Origin of the sequence: Syntrophomonas sp. UBA1041 (assembly GCF_002316705.1) — a bacterium.
Classification (GTDB): Bacteria; Bacillota; Syntrophomonadia; order Syntrophomonadales; family Syntrophomonadaceae; genus DTU019.
On the sequence record NZ_DCEA01000013.1, the window covers coordinates 79,309 to 102,746 of the forward strand.

Annotated in this window: 22 protein-coding genes; 1 reads left to right on the forward strand and 21 read right to left on the reverse strand. The window is 50.7% G+C overall.

Translation table 11 applies throughout. From position 1 onward, the window contains the following. Positions 1–51 precede the first annotated feature (51 nt). On the reverse strand, positions 52–555 hold the full coding sequence (locus B2633_RS02840) for an RDD family protein (protein ID WP_483169027.1): 504 nt from the start codon (positions 553–555) through the stop codon (positions 52–54). A 289-nt stretch (positions 556–844) separates the two neighbouring features. On the opposite strand from B2633_RS02840, the gene B2633_RS02845 reads away from it, so the two are divergent. Continuing rightward, positions 845–1,120, forward strand: a complete 276-nt coding sequence (locus tag B2633_RS02845; RefSeq protein ID WP_483169029.1) for a hypothetical protein — start codon at positions 845–847, stop codon at positions 1,118–1,120. Between the two features lie 208 nt (positions 1,121–1,328). Here the strand turns inward: B2633_RS02845 and msrA are convergent, their stop codons facing one another. From msrA to B2633_RS02945, 20 genes are all read right to left on the reverse strand, one after another. After that, on the reverse strand, positions 1,329–1,877 hold the full coding sequence (gene msrA, locus B2633_RS02850) for a peptide-methionine (S)-S-oxide reductase MsrA (protein WP_483169030.1): 549 nt from the start codon (positions 1,875–1,877) through the stop codon (positions 1,329–1,331). A 275-nt stretch (positions 1,878–2,152) separates the two neighbouring features. Next, complete coding sequence (locus tag B2633_RS02855; protein WP_483169031.1) at positions 2,153–3,637, reverse strand: methyl-accepting chemotaxis protein; 1,485 nt, start codon at positions 3,635–3,637, stop codon at positions 2,153–2,155. Between the two features lie 132 nt (positions 3,638–3,769). Next, complete coding sequence (gene rlmH / locus B2633_RS02860; protein ID WP_481041785.1) at positions 3,770–4,249, reverse strand: 23S rRNA (pseudouridine(1915)-N(3))-methyltransferase RlmH; 480 nt, start codon at positions 4,247–4,249, stop codon at positions 3,770–3,772. A 50-nt stretch (positions 4,250–4,299) separates the two neighbouring features. Further along, positions 4,300–5,370 carry a S1C family serine protease gene (locus B2633_RS02865; protein ID WP_483169103.1) on the reverse strand — a complete coding sequence of 357 codons (1,071 nt, stop codon included), beginning with the start codon at positions 5,368–5,370 and terminating at the stop codon, positions 4,300–4,302. A gap of 325 nt (positions 5,371–5,695) precedes the next feature. Further along, positions 5,696–6,940: a UDP-N-acetylglucosamine 1-carboxyvinyltransferase gene (murA, locus tag B2633_RS02870; protein WP_481043046.1), complete on the reverse strand. Its 1,245-nt coding sequence runs from the start codon at positions 6,938–6,940 to the stop codon at positions 5,696–5,698. 8 nt (positions 6,941–6,948) lie between these two features. Then, positions 6,949–7,800 (reverse strand): peptidase MA family metallohydrolase, encoded by an 852-nt coding sequence (locus B2633_RS02875; protein ID WP_483169034.1) that lies wholly within the window; start codon positions 7,798–7,800, stop codon positions 6,949–6,951. A 68-nt stretch (positions 7,801–7,868) separates the two neighbouring features. Continuing rightward, positions 7,869–8,777: a thioredoxin-disulfide reductase gene (gene trxB, locus B2633_RS02880; RefSeq protein WP_483169035.1), complete on the reverse strand. Its 909-nt coding sequence runs from the start codon at positions 8,775–8,777 to the stop codon at positions 7,869–7,871. 72 nt (positions 8,778–8,849) lie between these two features. Beyond that, positions 8,850–10,121 carry a peptidoglycan DD-metalloendopeptidase family protein gene (locus B2633_RS02885; RefSeq protein ID WP_483169036.1) on the reverse strand — a complete coding sequence of 424 codons (1,272 nt, stop codon included), beginning with the start codon at positions 10,119–10,121 and terminating at the stop codon, positions 8,850–8,852. 153 nt (positions 10,122–10,274) lie between these two features. Then, entirely contained in the window at positions 10,275–11,651 is a 1,377-nt protein-coding gene (gene scfB, locus B2633_RS02890; RefSeq protein WP_483169105.1) for a thioether cross-link-forming SCIFF peptide maturase, read from the reverse strand. A gap of 76 nt (positions 11,652–11,727) precedes the next feature. Next, positions 11,728–11,874 carry a six-cysteine ranthipeptide SCIFF gene (scfA, locus tag B2633_RS02895; RefSeq protein WP_483169037.1) on the reverse strand — a complete coding sequence of 49 codons (147 nt, stop codon included), beginning with the start codon at positions 11,872–11,874 and terminating at the stop codon, positions 11,728–11,730. 245 nt (positions 11,875–12,119) lie between these two features. Further along, positions 12,120–12,440, reverse strand: a complete 321-nt coding sequence (locus tag B2633_RS02900; protein WP_483169039.1) for a hypothetical protein — start codon at positions 12,438–12,440, stop codon at positions 12,120–12,122. Positions 12,441–12,543: 103 nt separating this feature from the next. Continuing rightward, positions 12,544–14,013, reverse strand: a complete 1,470-nt coding sequence (locus B2633_RS02905; protein WP_483169040.1) for a 4-hydroxyphenylacetate 3-hydroxylase family protein — start codon at positions 14,011–14,013, stop codon at positions 12,544–12,546. A 27-nt stretch (positions 14,014–14,040) separates the two neighbouring features. Next, positions 14,041–14,466, reverse strand: coding sequence for a MaoC family dehydratase (locus B2633_RS02910; protein WP_481041800.1), 426 nt, complete (start codon positions 14,464–14,466; stop codon positions 14,041–14,043). Positions 14,467–14,483: 17 nt separating this feature from the next. Continuing rightward, a complete protein-coding gene (locus B2633_RS02915) occupies positions 14,484–15,626 on the reverse strand; it encodes an acyl-CoA dehydrogenase (RefSeq protein ID WP_483169041.1) in 1,143 nt (380 codons plus the stop codon). Between the two features lie 44 nt (positions 15,627–15,670). Then, a complete protein-coding gene (locus tag B2633_RS02920; protein WP_483169043.1) occupies positions 15,671–16,969 on the reverse strand; it encodes an acetyl-CoA hydrolase/transferase family protein in 1,299 nt (432 codons plus the stop codon). Positions 16,970–17,162: 193 nt separating this feature from the next. Then, entirely contained in the window at positions 17,163–17,921 is a 759-nt protein-coding gene (locus B2633_RS02925) for a cyclase family protein (RefSeq protein ID WP_481041806.1), read from the reverse strand. 67 nt (positions 17,922–17,988) lie between these two features. Further along, the gene (locus B2633_RS02930; protein WP_483169045.1) at positions 17,989–19,419 is read right to left on the reverse strand and encodes an MFS transporter; all 1,431 of its coding nucleotides are present in this window, start codon (positions 19,417–19,419) and stop codon (positions 17,989–17,991) included. Positions 19,420–19,511: 92 nt separating this feature from the next. Continuing rightward, a complete protein-coding gene (locus B2633_RS02935; RefSeq protein WP_483169046.1) occupies positions 19,512–20,276 on the reverse strand; it encodes an SDR family NAD(P)-dependent oxidoreductase in 765 nt (254 codons plus the stop codon). A gap of 256 nt (positions 20,277–20,532) precedes the next feature. After that, positions 20,533–20,748 (reverse strand): hypothetical protein, encoded by a 216-nt coding sequence (locus B2633_RS02940; protein WP_483169048.1) that lies wholly within the window; start codon positions 20,746–20,748, stop codon positions 20,533–20,535. 24 nt (positions 20,749–20,772) lie between these two features. After that, the gene (locus B2633_RS02945) at positions 20,773–23,238 is read right to left on the reverse strand and encodes a sigma 54-interacting transcriptional regulator (protein WP_483169049.1); all 2,466 of its coding nucleotides are present in this window, start codon (positions 23,236–23,238) and stop codon (positions 20,773–20,775) included. Positions 23,239–23,438 lie beyond the last annotated feature (200 nt).

Sequence of the window (23,438 nt, forward strand, 5' to 3'; positions counted from 1 at the left end):
TCGCTTTTGTCGACGGTCTGGGCCCTGGGGTTACCGCCAGGGCCCCTGTTTCTATAGTAATCGAACCACTATGGTTTTAGCCGCCAAATCCCCACAGCGCTGCTGTAAGGGGGTTTTCCATATAAGTACAGCCCCCACCAGGCAGAAGAACTGGAGGTCGACGATTCTCAAGAGATTGCGCAATAAGGCGGCAAATATCCCTATTTTGGAACCATCCTGACCGACCACCTTGATCTGCGCGATCAGCTTGCCGGGGGTAAAGCCCAGCAGGCCTTCAAAAGCCGTATAATACAACACCATTAGTCCAAAAACGGTCAATAAAGCCCTGCTTTGCCCCACCCAAAACGCGGCGGAAACAAGGCTTTGCCAGGTAAATGTCAGGCTGGCCGCCTGAGGCATCCAAAACCCTATGATAGCAAGAATGACTACCGTGTCCAAAACACCGGCGATAGCCCGGTGTACAAACCCCACCAATACCAGCCCCTCCGGGGTTTCCCTGACCTCATTCTTGACAGGGCACGCCTGCTCCAACAGGCCTTCATTTAGCATCCACATCAATCGCGACCCGCAAAACCGGCAATAGAAATTGCCCTCTCTCCAAACGCTTCCGCATATCGGGCAATACTCGGGCTGCTGTACCAACAAAGACTCATAACACTCCGGGCACTCCGTTAATCCTTGGGGAATCCTCTCTCTACAAAATGGACAACGCATCCTCCTTCAACCCCTCCCGGTTTTGTCTTAGGCTAACTATATGCCTCAAACTTTAAGCCTCATTCTATAAAAATCTTGTTCTTGGGAAATATTGATAGTAAGCAAGACTACTGGCTAAGGAGGCTTTATGTTGACACAATTGGATCGCAGCGGTAGATTCCTGGCGCAGGCCGGCCAATCCATAAGCGAAGCCCTTGACTGCGCTCAGTCAGCACATCAAAGTGTAATGCAGGCCCAGATCGGACTGACCATGCAGGAGATCGAATATGCCCAAAACCGGGTTCATGAAGCATTGCTTCGCATCTATCAAGCCCAGCAATTTGTCAGCCCTGAAAATGAGCGCCTATCCGCCCAGCTGCAGATCGAACACGATCGATTGCTGCAGGAATATCAGCTATTTAAATAAATAATGAGCACAGCCTTCTTTCTCTGCGCATCCTAAAGCGTGGAGCGGCCTTTTGCGGCCAGTAGCCCATCATATCATCTATAATAACATAAACAAACCCTGGATTCCTGCGATTTACATGACCTCAAATAAGACCTGGCATATCATTAAACTGCCTGATTCTGGACTGCACCTATATGCAGCCCGAAAACAGTCCTTCTTTTCTCGGCTATTGGGGCGGTTTCCAATAATGCCGGATAAAAGCGTCCCTTCCCGAAGCCAGACGGTAGCTTTTGTAATGCAAGGGATTCTTTTCGTGATAGCGTTGGTGATAATCCTCGGCGGGATAAAAGGCTTCGGCCGGCAAAACCTTGGTCACTACTGCAGATTTAAAGCGGCCGCTCCCGGCCAGTTGTTTAACTGAAGCCAGGGCAGCGCTCTTCTGAGCCTCATCATGATAGAATATCGCAGTCCGATAGGATTCCCCGCGGTCATAAAATTGCCCCCCGGCGTCGGTGGGGTCGATTTGCTGCCAGAATATCTGCAGGAGTGCTTCATAACTGACCTGGGCCGGATCATATAAAACCTGCACGGCTTCATAGTGTCCGCTTCCGCCGCTGCATACCGTCTCATAACTGGGGTTTTCCAAATGACCTCCGGTGTATCCGGAAATCACCTCGGCGACTCCGGGATGGTTTAGAAACGGCGGCGCCATACACCAAAAGCATCCCCCGGCAAAAGTAGCCACACCCGGGACCGATTTAAGTTCCCTTTCCATATTTCAAAACCCCTTTTAGAATATATTGCCCCACCGGGGTATTTTTCCTTCAGAATGAAAATAGGAGCCGGGCTTGTGTCCGGCCTCCAGCTTGTTGACAAAGTCAACAAGCTGTGCAGGCGAGCGACGGAAGTGAAGAGCAAGGCGCTCAATAGGTCCGCGATTGAGGCGTACAAATAGTACGTTGATTGAGCGGACCTATTGAGCAACGCAGTTATTCGCTTTTGTCGACGGTCTGGGGGCCGGGCTTGTGTCCGGCCCCCTTGTAGCCCTTTTTAAAGGGTCTTGGCAACTCCGGTCAACTTCTCCGCCATCTGGGCCATCTCCATCACGGAAGCGGTGATCTCTTCAGTAGAAGCGGCTTGCTCCTGGCTCTGCTGTACTGTACCCTCTGAAGCCGCAACTGCTTCTTTCACGGTGCTGTCTATCTCCCGGATCAGTTTGCCGATTTCATCGGCGGTTTGTTTGGATTGGTCCGATAGCTTGCGGATTTCTTCGGCCACCACTCCGAATCCGCGTCCGTGTTCTCCTGCCCGGGCTGCTTCAATTGCCGCATTCAAACCCAGCATCTTGGTCTGGTCGGCCACGCTCTTAATAAAGCCTAATATCTCACTGATACTGGCTGAATTGTCCTGAACAGCTCTGATATGCTGGGCCAATTGGCCTTCGGTATGGGTGATTTCGCCGGCTGATTCGGCAATACCCTGCATGGCTTCGGCGATTTCTGCGGTGGTCAGGCTCAATTTGGCTGCCATTTCCTGCAGATCACGGGCCAGATTTCTGGGGGTGGTAATGCCAAATGATCCAACCAGCTCGCCGCTGTCCTCGTCAAAGAGAGGGATTCCCAACATACGCATATTGCCGTACTTCTTGGTAGCGATATCCACCTGGGTCTTGCGCCGGGCTCTGATAGTGGCTGAGCCAGTGTCTCCGTCCTGCAGAGGGGTTCCGGCTACAAACTCCTTGAGGTCGAATTTGTCAGAGCCCATGCGATGTGTGACCTTCTCCAGGTCCGTCACCCCCACCCAGGCTCCTTCTGGCTGAGATTCAATGATGATAGGCGCAAAGATGTCAAATGCCTTGGCAACCGGATGGAGCTTGGGGGCAAATACCCCACAGGCGCCTATCACCGGTTTTTTCTCATCCTCAGCCTCGAAAATCGGCATTACCCACACATACAGGCGTATGCCATAGACTTTTTCATCAACCGCTTGAGAAATAACGCGTCCCTGACTGATACAGCGCTGAATGGGTCCGTCCTGATTAAGGCGCTCCCCGACACGAATACCGGCCACGTTGATATTATGGTTCTCCACAAAGTCAAAACGTTCCAGGTCAGTGCTAAAATAGATCACTCCGTCCCGTCCATAGGTTTGCACCAGAAACGGTGCGGTGGTGCGAAAGGCTTGCTTTTTGCTGCGCGCCCGGTTTAAAACCTTTTCATGCTCTTCTACGAAGGTCATCATTAGATTGGCGGCGGCAGAATCCATCAATGTGGCATGATCGGGCTTGGCAGTCATCACTTGTTCGCGCACCCGGCCATTTCCGGTGGCTTCAATGATAATGTCCAGTGCCGGCAATTGCAGCATCTCTTTTAAATCTGAAAAGGCCGGTATCCCCAATTCCTGTGCCAGCCGCATACCGGGAGCCGCCGGGTTTACATCACAAATACCCAAAACCCGGAATGTGTCGATACCGTGGAATGACCTCAGGATGGTACTGCCGCCCATCCCTCCCCCTACGATCACTATGTTTGTCATTATAGTCCTCCTCCCGCTTTCTCCTTCTCTTTTTTAAAGCCCATACTCCCGTATTTCTGATCAACTTCTAAAGCCTGCAGTTTATCTTGGCAAGATGATTTCTAATCTTGGTGAATATGGCATTTGTTAATGTCAGTGGTGATACGGTTCGCCGCGTAGTATTTTAAAAGTGCGGTATAATTGTTCAACCAGTATCAACACCGCCATTTGGTGCGGAAAGGTCAGCCTGGAGAGTGATATCCGCTCGTGAGCAGCTTCTATTACTCCCCTGTCCAGTCCGTAAGCACCGCCGACTACAATGTTAATCCGGGATTTGCCGCTCAGCATCCATTGCCCGACCCTGGCTGCCAGTTCCGTAGAACTGCCGGCCTGTCCCTGCACATCACATAATACCAGGTATTCCCCGGGAGCGATCTGCTGTAGGATGCGCTGCCCCTCTTTCTGTTTTACCTGAATGATGTCTTGATCGCCAGGCCGGGCCGGGGCCTTTTCCTCAAAACCGGTTACAAGTTCCACATTGCTGTATGGGGTGAGGCGTTTAACGTACTCTTGAATTCCGGCCTGATAAAACGGTTCCCGAATTTTCCCTACGGAAATTATACGTATTTTCAAAACTGCACTGCTCCCTTTAAAAGGCCTGTGGCCAGGATCTTCTCAGGTGGTTATCCTTCCTGGAGTACCACTGGAACGGTTATCACCTGAGCCTGAGACAGGTCGCCCCCCACCAGCCGCAGCAGTTTAACTTCTATGCTCTGCCCCACCTTGCGGTTAGCGATCTTCTCCTGCAGCTCCAGGCCGGTTGCCACATCCTCATTATCGATGCTGATAATTATATCGTAAGATTTGATTCCAGCTTTAGCGGCCGGGCTTTTAGCGACCGGCTCCACCACTACCCCGGACCTGCTTGGAAGGCTGAAATGCCGGGCTTGTTCTCCATTTATCTCCCCCAGAATTCTTATCCCCAGAAAAGGGCGTATCACTTTGCCATGACGCTTGAGCTGATCGATCACTTTTTGCACCTGATTGGAAGGGATTGAAAAACCCATGCCTTCAAAACCGGCTTCGACGATTTTTACGGTGTTGATACCCATCAGCCGCCCATCCAGGTTGACTAAAGCCCCGCCGCTATTGCCCGGGTTGATGGCTGCATCGGTTTGAATCAGGCGAAAAGCGCTGCCTTCCTCGGTAGCCAGCAAGCGGTTAAGGCCGCTGACGATTCCAGCCGTAACCGAACGAGCAAAACGCAGACCCAGGGGATTGCCTATTGCCACTACTTGCTGGCCAACTACCAACTGCTCGGAATCGCCAAAGATGATGGGCGAAAGCTTGCCATCCACTTGTATTTTAATCAGAGCCAAATCGGTCTGGGGATCTGCGCCAATAAGCTGCGCTTCCTTTTCATTTCCGTCTGCCAGGGTAACGGTTATGCGATCGGCCCCTTTGATCACATGGTTATTGGTGACGATATGCCCTTCAGAGTCAATAATAACGCCGGATCCGGTGCTCTCAACGCTGATTTGATCATAAACATCCCCTTGTTGCTGAAAATTATTGATGCCCACAATCGAAGGGCTTACTGCAGCCGCCACCTCACTGATGCTCCCCTCCGCCTGCTGTGGAACGACCGTTGGCTGGCTATTTCCCAAACCAGTGTATAATAGGGTAAATAGCAGCAAACCGGTGCAAAAACAGCCGGCAAAGACCAGCCAGATTTTTACTCCCACTTCTTTCATCAACTAATCACATCCAATCCCTGCTTTTTTTCCCTATAGCTTGTGCTGCTGAGAACTAATTATTCCATGATATCTGCCCATAAAAAAAGAGGCCTTCAGGCCTCTTCAGCTTGTTGATAAAGTCAACAAGCTGGGCAGAGCGAACGACGGAAGCGAAGAGCAAGGCGCTCAATAAGACCGCGATTGAGGCGTACAAATAGTACGTTGATTGAGCGGACCTATTGAGCAACGCAGTTATTCGCTTTTGTCGACGGTCTGAAGAGGCCTGAAGGCCTCTGGGCTGATATGGTTATAGCAATGTGCCCGGATTTGATCAGCGGGGAAATTACTCGGTTCGCACCGCTGCCCCCAGTCTGGTCAGCTTCTCGGGCATCTTCTCATAACCCCTGAAAATATGGCCGGCATCGTCGATTATGGTCTCGCCCCTGGCGGCCAGGGCGGCCAAAACCAGGGCTGCTCCAGCGCGCAAATCGGTGGCTTTCACCCGGGCGCCGCACAAAAGGGGCTGCCCCTCTACAATAGCGGTATGGCCCTCTACCTTAATGTTGGCGCCCATGCGCTTCAACTCATCAACGATCTGGAAACGGTTTTCAAATACATTCTCCACGATGACGCTTGAGCCCTGACTGCGGCATAGCAGGGCCATCATCTGGGACTGCATATCTGTGGGGAAGCCAGGATAAGGCAAAGTCTTGATGTCTACCGGATGGATGTTTTCCCCGGCCCTGACCAATATGCCCTCATCGCATTCCTCAACATAGGCCCCGGTCTCCTGCAGCTTGGCGATAACCGGATGCAGATGAGTGGGGATGACGTTTTGCACCTTTACTTCCCCGCCGGATATGGCAGCAGCAACCATATAAGTTCCGGCCTCGATCCGGTCAGGTATGATGGCGTAGCGGCAGGGCTTCAGCTGTGAAACCCCTTCAACTTTGATCACATCGGTTCCCGCTCCCCTGATGCGGGCCCCCATGGAGTTGAGAAAATTGGCGAGATCGACGATTTCCGGCTCCTTGGCCACATTCTCGATCACACTCATACCCGGGGTGCGGCTGGCCATCATGATAATATTTTCGGTGGCGCCGACGCTGGGGAAATCCAGATACACCCGCGCTCCCCCCGGTTTATGGCTTTGAGCGTATATATAGCCATGTTCGATCTGAGTGATCGCCCCCAGGGCCTGTACACCCTTAAGATGCAGATCCATAGGCCGGGAACCGATATCGCATCCGCCCGGCAGGGAAATCACCGCTTCTCCCTGGCGCCCCAGCAAGGCGCCCATCAAGAGATTGGAGGCCCGGAGTTTTTTAGCCAGTTCGTAAGACGTGGTGCGGCCAAGCAACCCTCCGGGGACCAGTATAGACAGGCTGTCGTCAGAGTTCCACCTGGTGTCGGCCCCTATCTCGTTGAGGATCTGGGTCATCACTTCAACATCCCGGATGCGGGGCAGATTGTCCAGTATGGTCTCACCTTCCGCCAGGATGCTGGCCGCCATCAATACCAGGCCGGCATTTTTCGCGCCGCTGACGCGCACCTTGCCAAAAAGAGGATTACCTCCAGTTATAATCATCCTGTTGTTCAAACCTTACACCCTCTAATCCATTCTTTTTCCAAAGCCGTGAGCATTTCATCCTCAAAGCGTTCATAACTCAATCCCAGGGTCTTCTCCACCGTTCCATCGATTTGATAACCATCACCCAGGTCATTGAGGATCTGCCATATGGCAGCTTCTCCGTAATGATCGACAATATACTCCACTATCTGTAAAGACTGCCAGTAAGCTACGCTTTCTTCCAGGCTGTCAAAGTCTTTATCCAGCTGACGCAGCGAATACAGGGTGACCTCCCTGTTCCTGACCGCCGGACTGGCAAATTCAAATCCGGTCAGGTGCTTTTCCACATACTGGGCTATGCCTTCGGTAAGCCAGCGCGAGTAATTCCCCTCTGTGACCTCATCCACCATAAGATGCGCGTATTCATGATAAACCGGGCCTTCCCGGATAAAGGCCTCCTGACTGGGTTCTTTCAGCCATTCCCCGGGCGATAAGACCCGGATCGATCCTCCCCAATAGACCCCCATGGCCTTGGCGTTTTTGTTCCATCCAAAACTTTTGGCCAAGCTGGCGCTGTCGGGATAAATAATCAAGGTAGTTCGCTCTGGAGGCTGTTCCCCGAACATGCCGCTTACCGATTGGCGGGCATCTTCTGCCACAGCGGCCACCATAGGGGCATAGGCTTCATCAATAGGCAGATATTTAACGTCAAAATGCTCCGTGCTGGTCACCTCATATTGAGAGGTGCTCAAACGGATTTCCTGATTGACCATAAACCTTTGCAGAACATGGCTGTTCTTGACCAAAATCATAATAATGATAAATACAGTAATTAAAAGCAGGGGCACCTTGACCCCATCAAATCTAACGGACGACAAAATTCCCACTCCCCTCGCATCCCATTATACTATGCCGGTCTTGGGGAATGACAAGACAAATCCTGGTGCTACTCCTTTAAATACTCAGTAATTGCTACCCCTGCCAGAGCCCCGTCCCCAACTGCGGTGGCAACTTGCCTTACCTTTTTGGAACAGATGTCTCCAGCCGCGAAAACACCGGGCATGGAAGTCATAAGCTCTTCATTGACCACGATATATCCGCTGTCCGTCTCCAGGCGGTTCTCAAGAAAGCCAACGGCCGGCACCATGCCGATACTGACGAATACGCCTTCGACCGGTATAATTCTGATGCTGCCATCGTTGACATCCTTTACCAGGAGCTGTTTGACCCCGCTCTGATCACCCTCTATCCCCTGTACCACCTGGTTAAGCTTAAGAACAATACGCTCATTGCTGTGCATTCTTTCCACAAGAGCCTGATGGGCACGGAAGCCCTCACGGCGGTGTATAAGATAAACCTCTGAAGCGATGCCGGCCAGGTATAAGGCTTCTTTTACTGCTGAATCTCCGCCCCCGACCACCGCTACTGGACTATTCCTGAAAAAGGCGCCATCACAGGTGGCACAGTAGGAAACCCCTCTCCCCAAGTACTCCTGCTCTCCAGGGACCTGCAGTTCCCTGCGCCTGGCTCCGGTAGCCGCCAAAACCGCTCGCGCGGTCAACTCTCCACAGCGGGTTTTTACCAGGATGCCTCGACTTGACCGCTCGATATCCAGGACCTCATCATAGCGGATCTCGGCGCCGCAGTTTTCGGCCTGCTGCCTAAAACGGGCCATCAGCTCGCTGCCATTAATGCCTTCAGGAAAACCGGGATAATTCTCAATAAGGTCGGCAATGCCGGCATTGCCGCCTACCATAGCCGCTTCCAAAACCAAGGTAGACAATTTAGCCCGTCCGGTGTAAATCGCCGCAGTCAACCCGGCTGGTCCGGCACCGAGGATTATTACATCATACACTGGGTCTGCCTCCTTTTAGTACACAAAATATAAAAACCCCGGCCAGAGACGGCCAGGGTGAATTATTTATCATTACTTCAAAACACTCAAGGGGTTCACAGTTGAACCGTTGTACATCACTTCAAAATGGCAATGGGGGCCGGTACTGCGTCCGGTGCTGCCCAGGGTAGCGATAACCTGCCCTCGGGATACCTTTTGCCCCACAGATACATTGAGGCTGTTGCAATGCGCATAACGGGTGGAATAACCATTGCCGTGGTCGATGACGACGCAGTTGCCATAACCGCCATTCCAGCCAGCGGATACAACATACCCGCTGCCTGAGGCCCGCAGGCTGGTACCGGTCTTTCCGGTAATATCGATAGCCGGGTGTCCTCCCCGATAATACTGGCTGATAGGCCCGTAAACCGGCCAATCCAGGACGCCTTTGCTGATGCCGGAACTGCCGCGTGATGCCACCTGTACCACCTGATTGCCTTTGACCAAAACCCGGGCTACCGGATTCTTGAGTATTTCTTCACTGGTAATCTCTCGCTCTGCGATGACTCCATTCTTTTTGACCGCCTGGTAGGTAATCTTCTTTTCCCCGTCACTGCCCTGTTCTCTTACTCTGACCGTAGCCGGCGCGCTGGCATCCACAACCACCTGGGTTTCATAAGGAATGGCCTCCACCTTTTCGCCCTCAACCTGAGCGACTACGGTGAGCAAGGGTTTAGTCTTGACCACAATCAATTCCTGACCCAGGCTTAAATTTTCTGAAGTAAGGTTGTTGGACTTTTTGATTTCATCCACATATGTATCATTGCGCCGTGCAATCAGCCACAAGTTGTCGCCTTCCTGCACTATATATTTCTCGGGGTTGAGAGTACCGGTCTTGATGAGATCATAGGCCTGTTCGCGGGTACAGATCTGATCCAGCGCAACCCTTTCCTCGACTACCTCGACCTGTTCTTCAAATCCCAGCTGAATGAGCTTTTCGCCTTGATCAACACTTCCAAACTCGCCCTTGAATTGTTCCACCAATTGCCGGGCTTCGTCCTCATTCACCAGACTGACTACAGCCTGGCCGTTTACCATGATAGTTGTCGCAACGGCGTTAAAGTCAACCTTCTGTTCAAGCAAGGCCGCCAACTGCTCGGCGCGAACCAGCTTGGAGGAAAGAGCAAAAACCTCTTTGAATTCCACTTCATTGCCCATCTCCAGGTCAAAACCTACCTGGCCTTCTTTGTCTATTTCCATTTGCGTCAGGGTTTGCAGGACTTCTTGGCGGGATGCTACCAGAAATTGGGTTTCACCATCAACGATTACGGCGATGGCGGAGGCTTTGGCAGCAAGTAGCCACATACAAGAAAAGATCGTAAAAGCCAAGGTAATACAGCTAGCTGGCACGAGCTGCTTCCGTTGTCGTAAATAAGCAAGCATGACAAAATTCTCCATAGTTTTTTATTTAGCGTTATCTATATTCTATGCCTGGTACTATTTTTCCTGCTTTTTTGATCATGTTTTTCCTATTCGCCTATAATAATCCAGGAAAATCGAAGCCTCCACCCGCTTGCGGTGCATCTCGCAACTCACCGGATAAGGCTTGTTCAAATCACCATTCTGCAGATAGGCCTGCGCCAGGCAACCACCCCCGCAATAGTATCTGGCCCAGCACCGGACGCATTCCTTATCATGAACCTGGCATGTCGAAAAACGTTGTTTAATGCCGTAATCAATCTCTCCCTGAACAACGTTGCCCATCAAAAAACCAGCTTCTCCCACCAACTGGTGGCAGGGATACAGGTCCCCTTCCGGAGTGACTGTAAGGTATTCCACCCCGGCGCCGCAGCCGGTCAAGCGCTTGGCCAGGCAGGGTCCTTTCTGCATATCCAGATTGAAATGGTAGAAGTGCACCGCCTGTCCCGATCGGGAACGCTCCATCAGAATCTCGGTCAGGCGCTCGTATTCTTGCTTTACCCGGGGGAGGTCAGCATCCTGAATGGCATATCCGTTGTCAGGCCCTACCGCCGGCTCCAGGGAAAGCGCTGAAAAACCTAATTCCAGCAGATGCCGGCAATCTTCCGCAAAATCCAGATTCTGCCTGGTGAAGGTGCCGCGTACATAGTAAGAGACTGGATTTGCCGCCACCATGGCCTTAATTTTGGGGACAACCGCAGCATAGCTGCCTGACCCGTCTTTTAAAGGACGGTATTGATCGTGCACCCTTTGACGTCCGTCCAGACTCAAAATCACCCCGATTTTATTGGCTATTACCCACTCTATAATATCTGTATCGAGCAAGAGGGCATTGGTCGTTAAAGTAAAAGCGAACTCCTTGTTATGAATAGGTTCTAAAGCCCGGCAATATTGAACCAGTTGCTGCAACATCCCCGCTGCCAGCAGCGGCTCCCCGCCGAAAAAGTCGATCTCCAGGTGCCGGCGCCCTTTGCTGTGAACGATCAGGAAATCCACCGCTTTTTGAGCTACATCAAAACTCATCAATCCGGGTTTCATACCAAAATCGCCCTGTGCAGCGAAACAGTATTTACAATTCATATTGCACAAATGGGCCGCATTCAGGCACAATGCCTTGAGGACCATCTGGCCGGTGTCCACCCGCACCGCATCCAATTCGGTAAAAAGCGCTCCCTGTTGATGCAGCTGTTCAATTTCCTGCCAGACTTCATCCAGGGTGTGGGCGGGCAATTGATCTGCCAGTCTTTTCCGGGCTTGCCGGCAATCGCCATTGGTCTCCATAAGAGCGGCCAGCAAAAGATAGGCAGGCTGATCCAGGACGTGAACCGCGCCGCTGTTCACATCGACCGCAAAATAATCATCTTTCCAGGGAAATACATGCAGGTTGGCCTTGTAGTCATAATCTTGCCAGAACAGAAGACGATCCCTCCCACCGCGGCCAGCAAATTATAGGCACGTCAAAACAGGGGCTTTGCCCCTGTTCATGATCAAGCTATGCTTCCTGGCGGCACACCTGATTGCCCACGGTGCAGGATGTTTTACATGCGGATTGGCATGAAGTGGCACATTCGCGGCAGTTGGTGGTATTTTCAGACTTTCTTATACTGGGCTTGATGATGGTAGCGATATGTTTATTCATGAATGGATCCTCCCCCTATTACATATAGAAAAATCTCGGGACCAGCTGTGCTGAAATCATTGCCCCGGCCACGCGGCGCCAATTTTTATCCATGTTTCAGCCGGTTCTTAATCAGCTTTCCCACAGCATCAATCTAACAGGGATATTCTATAATATATGGCCGGGTTTAGTCAATTATGTCAAGCCTGTCAGCACCCGGCGGGCCTGTATTCTGTTTTACCTTCCAGGAACTGCGGATGAGTGCATCATGATACCTCGCCCAGCCGGTTATGATCAGCGCTCTTTAGTATCTGCTGCACTACAACGCCGGCTTGCTGCTCGGGAGGCACCTTGATACCGTTTACCAGCTCCCCTCCTACCAGGACGAAATTCCTGGCTTTTGCTTTGATCTCGTCGAGGTTCACGCAGCAAACCGGGCACCCGCCTACAACCAGACCCACATCCGCTCCTTGTTCTGTAAGCTCAAGCGCAGTGTACTGTTTTAATTGGCTCACAACTTCGTTGACCAGCTTTTTGCGATTAATAACGGGATTGCAGCCGCCGCAGTACTTGATATACAACTTCATAACTTCCCTCTCTGCAATGGGCCGAATCCAAACAGAAGCAAAAGGGGAAGGGGCATACCCCCTCCCCTTTTTGCTCCCGCAGCGTTTTCAACGCCCACGGTGTTTACCAATCTATGTCAGGATTCTCCCTCACCCCGCATAGATTTTCAGCCAGTTCCTTACGGTGTTCCATATCCACCAGCCGGGTGATCATGATTCTCTGGGCCTGAGGCGACCCGGCCCCGTGCATGGACTCGGTCAGATAGCCCACTGCGGCCGCTCCCTGGGTCAGGTTTTCAATCAGCCGGGCCATGCGCTGCCGGTGTTCGACCGGCACATCATTCTGGGTGGTGGAATATTTCTTGACCAGAGGTCCGATATCCGGGTTGTTGAAATCCTTTTCAGAGGGCATGGTAACAAAGTAGCCGCCTGCTATATCCTGGGCCAGCCGGGCGATCTCATACGGAAAACGGGTTACATTCTGCTTGCAGATATTGGCCAGAAGCTGGTCGATCAGATAGTTTCCCGCCGCAGTCTTCCTGCCCTCGGCTGAACAGGCAATCCCGCAGCCATACAGGGTCTCGTTTAAGTGGCACATCTCCACCAGTTTGTCTTTGATATGGGAAGCCTTGGAGGCTCCCTGATAGTCAGCGATAGCCTTGGCGGCGCCGATCAGGGTGTCGCCTACCCCTACTTTACATCCGCCATAACTCTGGCGATGGTAACCGGCGAATCGCTCCACCACCATAGTGCTGAAGTCGGTTTCTCCATCCATAAAAACCCTTTCCCAGGGGACAAAAACGTTATTGAAAATGGTCATTACTTCCTGCCCGCCAAAATGGATATTGCCGATATCCACCTTTCCGCCTTCCAGTTTGCGGGTATCGCTGGCCTGCCGGCCGTAAACATAGATCATCCCCGGCGCGTCCACGGGTACTGCGAAGCATACTGCCCAGTCTTTTTCGTCTTCCTTGAGGCTGTTGTTGGGCATAACCAGTATCTCATGTGAATTTATCATCCCGGTCTGGTGCAGCTTGCAGCCCCGCACCACCAGTCCGTCTTCCCGTCTTTCCACCACATGCAGGTAAGCATCGGGGTCAGGCTGCTGTGCAGGTGATTTGCTGCGGTCGCCCCGGGCATCGGTCATGCAACCGTCTACCACCATATCGTTCTCCTGCACGTATTCCAGGAATTTGACGAAGCGCTGATGGTACTCGGTTCCATAAGCCTGGTCGATTTCATAAGTGGTGCTGTACACGGCGTTGAAAGCATCCATCCCCACACAACGCTGGAAGCAGGAACCGGTCTTCTGCCCCATCAGTCTCTGCATTTTGACTTTTTTAATCAGATCTTCAGTACTTTGGTGCAAATGGGTGAAACGATTGATCTTTTGTCCGGTCAGGTTGGAGGTTGCAGTCATGATATCCTCATATTCCGGATCCAAGGCCAGTTTATAAGTCATAGCCACAGAATTGATCGACGGTCTGATAATGGGATTATCCACATAGTTCTCAACTTTTTCGCCGAACATATATAATTCGATATTTCTTGATCTAAGATCATCCAGGTATTGTTGCGCTGTCTTCAAGGCCATTTTTATCAAACCCTCCCCATTTTTCCATTATTCCTTCAGGATATACTCCATGCCTTGGCCGATCATGACCGCTTCGCCCTTCTGATTAACACACTTGGTCTCCAGTTTGACCATGTGCTTGTCTTCCAGCTTTTCTATAATGGTTGCGGTGGCGGTAATGGTGTCGCCAATATATACCGGCTTGAGGAATTTGATGTTCTGATTGGCATAAACGTTTCCAAAGGTAGCCATGGTAACCGTGGTGGAAATAAGTCCTGCCACCATTAATCCAGGTACGATAACATCCCCGAAGCGTGTAGTCTTGCTGTATTCCTTGTCGATGTGAATGGGGTTCATATCCCCGGTTAAACCAACCCAGAGAATAACATCGGTTTCGGTGATGGTTTTGGTAAATGAAGCGGAATCGCCTACACTCATATCTTCCCAATGCTTGATTTTTTCGCTGTAATTCATGTTCTGCTTCCCTCCGCTTAACGTAAAATGGCGTTGCCTATGACTACTCTCTGAATCTCGCTGGTTCCCTCATAGATTTCGGTTATCTTGGCATCCCGCATAATTCTTTCCGCCGGATAATCGCGGGTGTATCCATAGCCTCCATGAATCTGCACAGCTTGATTGGCCGCCCGGTTGGCGGTTTCCGAAGCTTTGAGCTTGGCCATGGCGGCATCAGTTCCAAAATCCAGACCCTGGCTCTTTCTCCAGGCGGCGTCGTAGGTTAGAAGGCGCGATGCCTTGACTTCCAAAGCCATATCGGCCAGTTTGAACTGTATGGCCTGCAAAGCTGAAATAGGTTTGCCGAATTGCACTCTCTGTTTTGCGTAAGCCAAGGCTAATTCGAAAGCCCCCTGGGCTATGCCTACCGACTGGGCAGCGATACCAATTCTTCCGCCATCTAGTGTTTCCATAGACATCTTAAAGCCTTCGCCTTCTTGGCCCAACAGGTTCTCTTTGGGAATGCGGCAGTCTTCAAAGACCAGGTCGCAGTTCTGCGTGCCCCTGAGCCCCATCTTCTTTTCGAATTTGCCGAAAGTGAATCCCGGAGTTCCTTTTTCAACTATGAACGCGCTGAAAGCTTTACTCCTCATTTCTTTGGGCCCGGTGCGGGCAAACACTACATAAGTATCTGCAGCTTCGGCATTGGTTATAAAAATTTTCCTTCCGTTCAATATATAGCTGTCTCCATCCAAAACAGCTTTACAGGTCATGGCAACAGCATCAGAGCCGGCACCGGCTTCGGTAAGACCAAAGGCCCCCAATTTCTTGCCTTCGACCAGAGGAACCAGGTACTTCATCTTCTGCTCTTCAGTTCCCCACCTCCATATGGGCCAGGCCCCCAGGCTAACATGGGAGGAAAGGGTGTCGGCGGCCGAAGCGTCTACCCGGCCCAGTTCTTCCACGGCGATAGCATAGGCCAGATAATCCATGCCGGCCCCGCCGTATTTTTCCTCGAAAGGTATTCCTGTAAGTCCTAGTTCGCCCATCTTCTCGTAAATGGAGCGATCGAAATATTCTTTTTCATCTCTATCAACAACTCCGGCAGCCAGGACTCCTTCGGCGAAATCCCTAACTGATTGTCTAAGCATTTCATACTCTTCACCCAGTTTGAAATCCATTTATCCATTCATCCTTTCTGTTTGTTGGTACCAGCATCAATGTCTTAGGCGCCGTAGTACAGTATTTTGGCTTCCGCCATGATTTCATCTCTGAAATCAGGATGGCTTATAGCTACCAATGCTTTAAGTCTTTCCAGGTTGGTCTTGCCTTCCAGCATGGCAATTCCGTATTCTGTAACAATGCAGCTCACTTCATTGCGGCTGGTAGTTACCGCTGTTCCCTGTGACAGCGCGGGCACAATGCGGCTGACTTTACCCTTGGCGGCGGTTGACGGCATGGCGATGATAGATCTGCCGCCCCTGCTGAGGTGAATACCGCGGATATAATCCACCTGTCCGCCTACCCCGCTGTATTGTTGGCCAGCCAGCTGATCAGCCGCTACCTGTCCCAGAACATCAACCTGCAAAGCAGAGTTTATGGAGACCATGTTATCGTTCTGACCGATAACATAGGGATTGTTTACGTAATCTTCCGAGTGCATCTCAATAAAGGGATTGTCGTTTACCCAGGCATAAAGCTCTTTACTGCCCATCATAAAAGTGGAGACGATCTTGTTCTTATGCAGTGTTTTCCGTGAGCCGTTGATCACACCCATTTCCGTAAGCTCCATTACCCCATCGGAGAACATCTCGGTGTGAATCCCCAGATCATGCTTGCCCTTGAGATAAGACAATATTGCGTCAGGAATAGCTCCGATTCCCAGTTGCAAGGTATCCCCGTCTTTGATCAAGGTATTGACATAGCTGCCTATGGCGTCTTCCACTGCGGTGAATGGGGCCCGCTCTATACCCATCAATTCCCGGTTGCTGTGAACAAAGTAATCGATCTCACTGACATGCATAAAGGAATCACCGTGGGTTCTGGGCATGTGCTCGTTAACCTCGGCAACAACTGTTTTGGCCTTTCTAGCCGCAGGCAGCGTGTAGTCCACCGAAATTCCCAGGCTGCAATAACCATGCTGGTCCGGCGGGCAAACTGTTATTAGTGCTACATCTACCGGTATAATCCCATTTATAAACAACGCCGGAATCTCTGATATAAATCTGGGTAAATAATCGGCCCGGCCGCTATTGATGGCCTGCCTGGTATTAGGGCCGCCGAACAGGGACACATGGCGGAAACTCGGCTCCATTCCGGGTTGAGCATATCTGCACTCACCCATACCTATTCTGTGCACTACTTTGACGTTTTCCAGTTCGTCGTACCTGTCGCTCATGGCCCCGGTCAATGACCTCGGTTCACCACAAGCGTGGGCAACCACTACCGTGTGGCCAGATTTTATACAACGCACAGCTTCTGCCGCTGCACAGGTCCTGTCCTTATAATGCTCCTGCCATTTCATACCTCACCCTCCAGTGCCAAAGGAAATACCTGTTTAAAAAAATATTTATATTGAGTTAAAATGGGGTCCCGGTCCTGGTAATGATTTTTGCTGCAATTCATCCCTGGAGAAGAGGGGGGACAGCCTTGGGCTGCTTTCCAGGGCTGCCGGGACCCCCAGTTGCCCTCAATATTTAGTTTTGTTTATTATCCGCCTAGTCTTCCCAGATGGCGAAGGCCCTTACCGGGCTGCCGGTTAAGCCGACCCATTTAAGCGGGAACATAGCATAATAGAAGTCCTTGTGCCGCGGGATCTTGGTGATATTCACCAGGCTCTCGGTATGGATTACCTCTCTTTCGGCATGAACCGAATGGTTGGGATAATCCAGATCAGCAGGGGTATCCAGGCTGGCGGCATCAGTGCCGATGTTCAATAAGCCTTGATCCAGGAGCCAGGTAGTAGCCTCTTCATCCAATCCCGGATATTGGCTCAGATAATAGAACGGATCGGTCACACCATACGGCTCGATCCCGGTCCAGTACAAGAGACTCATGCCGGGCTTCAGGGTTACTTCCGCGGCATCCAGGCCTTTCTTGACAGCATCCAGGGTTATATGGGTGCGGTTGGGCACAAAGGATAGGTCAATCCAAGCCGCCGGGGTGATCAACTCCTGCAGGGTGATCTTGTCCACTGATAAATGTGATTTATTGGGATCAAAATGGTAAACTGCATCAACATGGGTGGAAGTGTGGTCGCAGGTTATGATCCCTTTCACCCCAAAGCCAAGTTTGTAGTTGCTCTTGTCGCCCAGGCTGAATACAGTTTCTTCATGAGTCTTGTGCCACCAGAAGTCAGTTTTCATATGGCCGGGATAGACCGGGATATCCGGACTGATATCCTTGCCTAAGTCCAGGAAATTAAGCTTTTTGCCCATAAATTCGACTACATCGATTTTTACGTTGTTTTCACTCATGATAAACCCTCCGATTAAATATAATTAAACGTTTTAGAGTCGTGCGGTTATCAGGTGTTGATTATGATTAAGCCGTTTGCGGCTGCATCTTGGCTCTCTCCGCTTCCAGTTCCAAATCAATCTGTTCCATGGTTTTTCCTTTGGTCTCCCGGGCGAAATAGAACAATACACCCTGGATGACAAAACATACCGCCAGGAAGAGGTAAACTGAACCGATGGCGTCAGCGGTTGCCTTGGGGCTTACCAGGTTGGAGGAGCCGGCAAAGAATGCGACTATCATGGGTCCGATCAACTTGCCGATGCCGCCCATACCGTAGGCAGACCCCATACCAGCGGCGCGCAGCTGAGAAGGCCATACTTCGGAACCATAGGGTCCTACCAGGGCGAAACCGCCGTCAGCGAAGAAGTAGATACCGATCATGCACAGCCAGAACACTGAGATTCCGCCGATAAAGTTCCCGATGTTGAAAATGGCGAACACCAGCATAACAGCGGCTCCGGCGCCCAGGGCCATACCACTGGTACGACGCCCCAGCAAGTCGGACATAAAAGCCCAGAACCATCTGCCGATAAAACCGCCCAGGGTAACGAATATATAAAGCTTGGCGGCTTCCTGCGGTGTCCTGCCTATAACCAGGGCCAACAATGCTGGCCCCCACATGGTGAAGCAATAGTACCCGCACTGCTGAGCAATGTTGGTTCCCCAGGTAGTTATGATACTGCGGGGATATTTAAAGAGCTCACTCCAACTTTGTTTAACCACCGGCGGCAGGTCGTCGACCCATTGATCCTTTTTACCCGTGGCCTGGCGGAAATCATGGTGTTGCCCGGTAACCCAATCGACTGCTGCTTCAGCTTCGTCAAACCGTTTGTTGCCGATAAGCCAGCGGGGTGATTCCGGGACCCATATCCGTATTAACAGGCATAACAAGGCGGGAACCAATCCTACCAGGAAAAGTCCCCTCCAGCCGATAGACGGGGTTAGAAAGGCAGCACTGCTGCTGGCAATCATGGTGCCGATGGGAATAAATGCGGTTACAATTCCGCTGACCCGGCCGCGGTACTGAGAAGGCACAAATTCCTGCACCAGGGGCAGGTCAACACAGTATAAGCCGCCCAGAGCCAAACCGGTCAGAAAGCGCAGCGCTACCAGAAACAACCAGTTCCCTTCGGGAACAAAGTACATCAAACCGGTCATTACTGCGCTAAACAATATGGTAAAGATAAATATCGGCCTGCGTCCGATTTTGTCAGCGATATAACCAAATGCGGCCGCGCCTATGATAGCCCCGAACCCGGAAGCCAGCAGAATAGCTGCTGAATGGCTGTAGGTCAGGCCCCAGGGAACCATAATGAAGGCGATAACAAAGCTGATGATAGTAAAATCAAAAAACTCCAGCATATCCCCCAGGACGGCGGCACTAATCACTTTATAGTGATTCTTGGTTAGATGGGAATTATCAAGCTGGGAAATTAAACCCGATGCTGATCTGGCCATATTTTTTTCGTCCTCCTAACAATGTTGATTGGGGTAAAGCTTCTGCTTTGAATCAAAGCGGCTGTATATTAAAGACGTTTGCATACCTGTTTTTACCAGGCTGTCCATCCTCCATCGACCATAACAATTGAACCGGTTATAAAATCGGCTGCATCTGAAGCTAAAAATAACACCGTTCCCGTAACATCACTGACCTCACCAATGCGATTCAATAATATCCTGCGCTCCACATCCTCCTTAAATTCCGCATCCTTAAACATTGGTTCTGTAAAAGGCGTATAAATAAAGGTAGGAGCGACAGTATTGACTGTAATGTTGTAGGGGGCCCATTCACCCGCTAATACCTTGGAAAACTGCGCGACTGCTCCCTTACTGGCACAGTAAGCTGAACGCTTGACATATCCCACCACCGACATGGCCGAACCGATGTTGATAATTTTGCCTTGGTTTTGCTGCATCATAATGCGTCCGGCAGCCTGGCTGCAGAAGAAAGCCCCTTTGGCATTGATCCCCAGAACTTTGTCCCAGGCCTCCTCAGTGACATCCTCCCCACGCTGCTGGACATTAACTCCTGCTGAGTTGACGGCAATATCGAGCTTGCCGAATTGCTCCGCTATAGCCTGGTAAGTTGTATTTATAGCCGGCACGTCTCTGACATCACACACATAAACGGTGCTATTTCCTCCCAGAGCGGCAATTTCTGCCTGAGTCTGTTCCGCTGCTGCTGGCGAGATATCGATTAATGCCACCTGCGCCCCACTGGAGGCCAAGGCCAGTGCACAGGCTTTGCCGATACCGTTGCCAGCGCCGGTTACTGCTGCAACTTTCCCGTTTAGGTCAACAGTGATATTAGACATACTCATCACCTCTTTTTCCACTCCACTTTCGCGCTCTCCCTTGCAAGGTTCGATTCCCTGTTCCCTGAAGCTCGTCAGCAGCAAGTACTTCCAGGAGAATCTCATTGTCTTATTGTGCAACCTTCATGCCAGATAATCTGTTAGCGAACCGCCTCTGCTGAGGAGAGCTGATATAACTGTATTTTTCTGTAAATTCACAAATTGTAGATCTGCTTTACAGAGGCCATGAACTAGGCCTTATCGAGGCGCCCGCAGCTCAATATATGGAGTAATCTGTCAAAAAATCATTGAAAAAAAAATTTTGTTCAAACGATAAATCCATCCAAAATATTTCCATGTTCACGTTATCCTTTTCACTTTTTCCCGACCCATTATTGAATCGCTTCTGATCGAGGGTGGTTTTCTGTTTTGGCACAAGCCCAACACCGCCGGAGCAAAAACGGCTGACCCATTTGCGGGTCAGCCGTTCCATTTCCGTTACACCTCTACAAGCAGCTTATCCTGACGGCTTGTCATCCAGCTTGATTCCGTATTGGGATGCCTTCCGCCAGATGGTGGTTTGGCTGGCTCCAAGAGATTGCGCAGCTTTGCGCAGACTGCCTTGTATGAGCAAATGCTTTTTGATCATGGTTTTTTCAAACTCTTCAACTTCATGTTTCAGATTTACAGGCCGGTAATCGCCTTCCACTATGGGCTTTATGCCTTTTTGCCCCTGTTGCAGAAAACCGAAGTCCTCAATTACCGTGTCAGCACTGGTGACCACAGCTCTCTCAATCACATTGCGCAGTTCCCTGATATTGCCAGGCCAGTCATAGTCTATCAATACACCCAGGGCGGAGGCGGTTATGGTCTTATTGAAGCCGTATTTGTCATTAAACATCTGCAGGAAATGCCTTACCAACGGGGCAATCTCCTCTTTTCTTTCTCTTAGCGGGGGAACATTTATGGGAATTACGTTCAAACGATAAAACAGATCTTCTCTAAACCTGCCTTCAGCTACCATTTTGGATAAATCGCGGTTAGTGGCAGCAATAACCCTGACATCCACCTTGATGGGTTGCGCTCCTCCCACCCTGGTAAATTCGCTCTCCTGCAAAACCCTTAACAGCTTGACCTGTAAATGCATAGGGATTTCCCCCACCTCATCCAGGAATAGGGAGCCGGTGTTGGCCACCTCGAATATACCGCTCTTGCCGCCCTTTTTGGCCCCGGTGAAGGCTCCCGTTTCATACCCAAATAGTTCAGATTCCAATAGACTCTCGGGAATGGCGGCACAATTGATCTTGATATAAGGCTTTTTACAACGAGTACTGTTCTTATGCAATTCCCGGGCAATGATTTCCTTGCCGACCCCGGATTCCCCCTGGATTAATACCGTGGAGTCAACCCGGCCCAGCCTGACGATCAAGTCGATAATATCTTTGGATTGACGCGATTCAGCAATGAAATTGCTTTCCTCGCTGATCCTGATCTTTTGCAGTTCCTCCTGGTAATGGCGGCTTAGCTCCTGGGCCTGCTCCATTTCCTGGCGCAGCTGTTCCAATTCTGTCATATCCCTGGCATTGGTTATCACCCTGATCAGTTCACCGCGATCGTCGAAAACCGGGTTGCCCGTTACCAGGAGCCTTTTTCCGGTCTTCAACTTCTGCTCAATTGTTACAGGCCTCTTCTGCTCAATCACCATCATCGAAACAGAATGATCATAATAACCTTCTTCAGCCAGTCCTTGCTCGTTCTTGCCGACCAGTTCTTCCCGGGACATCCCGGTTATACGCACATAGGCATCATTTACCCGGATGATATTAGCCTGCGCGTCGGTCTGGCATATTCCGTCAAAAGAGGCTTCAATAACGGCCTGCAATTCGTCTTTCATGTCCTGGGTTTTTTCAAGTTCCCCGGCCACTGATTCCAGGTCGGTTATATCCTTTATGTTGACCAGCACATTGGCGAGTTCGCCTTCTTTATCAAAAATAGGCAGCCCCGTAAACAGCGCCACTCTCCCCGTTGAGGTGGTCTCTTTATACATCACCGGTTGTTTGCTTTCCAGAACCATCAGGGTAGCGGCCTTGTTGTAGTAGCCCTGCTCAACCAGGTCATACATTGATTTTCCTACGATATCTTCAGCTTTGAGCCCGGTGATGCGGGTGTAGGCCTTGTTGACATTTATAACCCGGCCCTCTTTGTCGGCAACGAAAAAGCTGTCCAGTGATTCATTTAAAAAGTAATCCATGCTTTCTTTCATTTCCCGGGCTATATTCAATTCTCTGGTGATGCTCTCCATGTCCGATATATCCTGAGCAACCGCAACCGCACCTATGATGCTGCCATTGGAACCAATAATGGGAGTACGGTTGCTGAGGATGGTTTTGTCCTTATAGCTGAACTTTTCACCCTTTACCACCCTTCCAGTCTCCAAAATATCGATTAAAGCGCCATCTGGAAATATATCGGTATACAAAGCCCCCAGCACATCTTCTTTTTTCATTTCGAACAGTTCTTCGGCGGCCCGGTTGAATATGCGGATGATCCTGTCCTCATCGATGCTGACAATGGAATTATAGGCGGCATCAAGTACGGCATGCATGCGCTTGGTTATATCCTTAAGTTCCCTAGTATACACCCGGTTGGCGTCAGATTTGGTCAACATGCCGGTAACCCTGCCGTTGTGCAGCACGGGGAAGCGGCCAAATGTCAAGCCATGAATGATATCTACCGGCATTTCTTCGTCCAGGGTGTTCACGTCTGTACACATGATTTCTTTAACCGGCACGTTCAAAGGCTGCTGGCCGGCTAAAGCCTTATATAAATGCAATTCCGTGACCATCCCCAATAAACGTTGGTTTTCATCTACTACCGGAGCTCCATCTATACCGTATTTTAAAAATACCTCCGCAGCATCCTGTATGGACTTGTCCGGACTGATGGTAATCGGTCTGTGCGACATGACATCATTTATTCTCATTGCTATATACCTCCCTTCTCCATGTCATGGTAACGGAGTTATTTAAAACCTCCGCACTACATGGGTGGCGTGTCACAAGAATGGCAGACGGTGTGAAAACTATTCTGTGGGCCCCACTTACAGCCGATTTTTGGCTTTTATTCGGGGCGGAGGCTAGTCTGTTGACCGGAATAACTCGTTCCTCTCCCACTCTGGAGAAT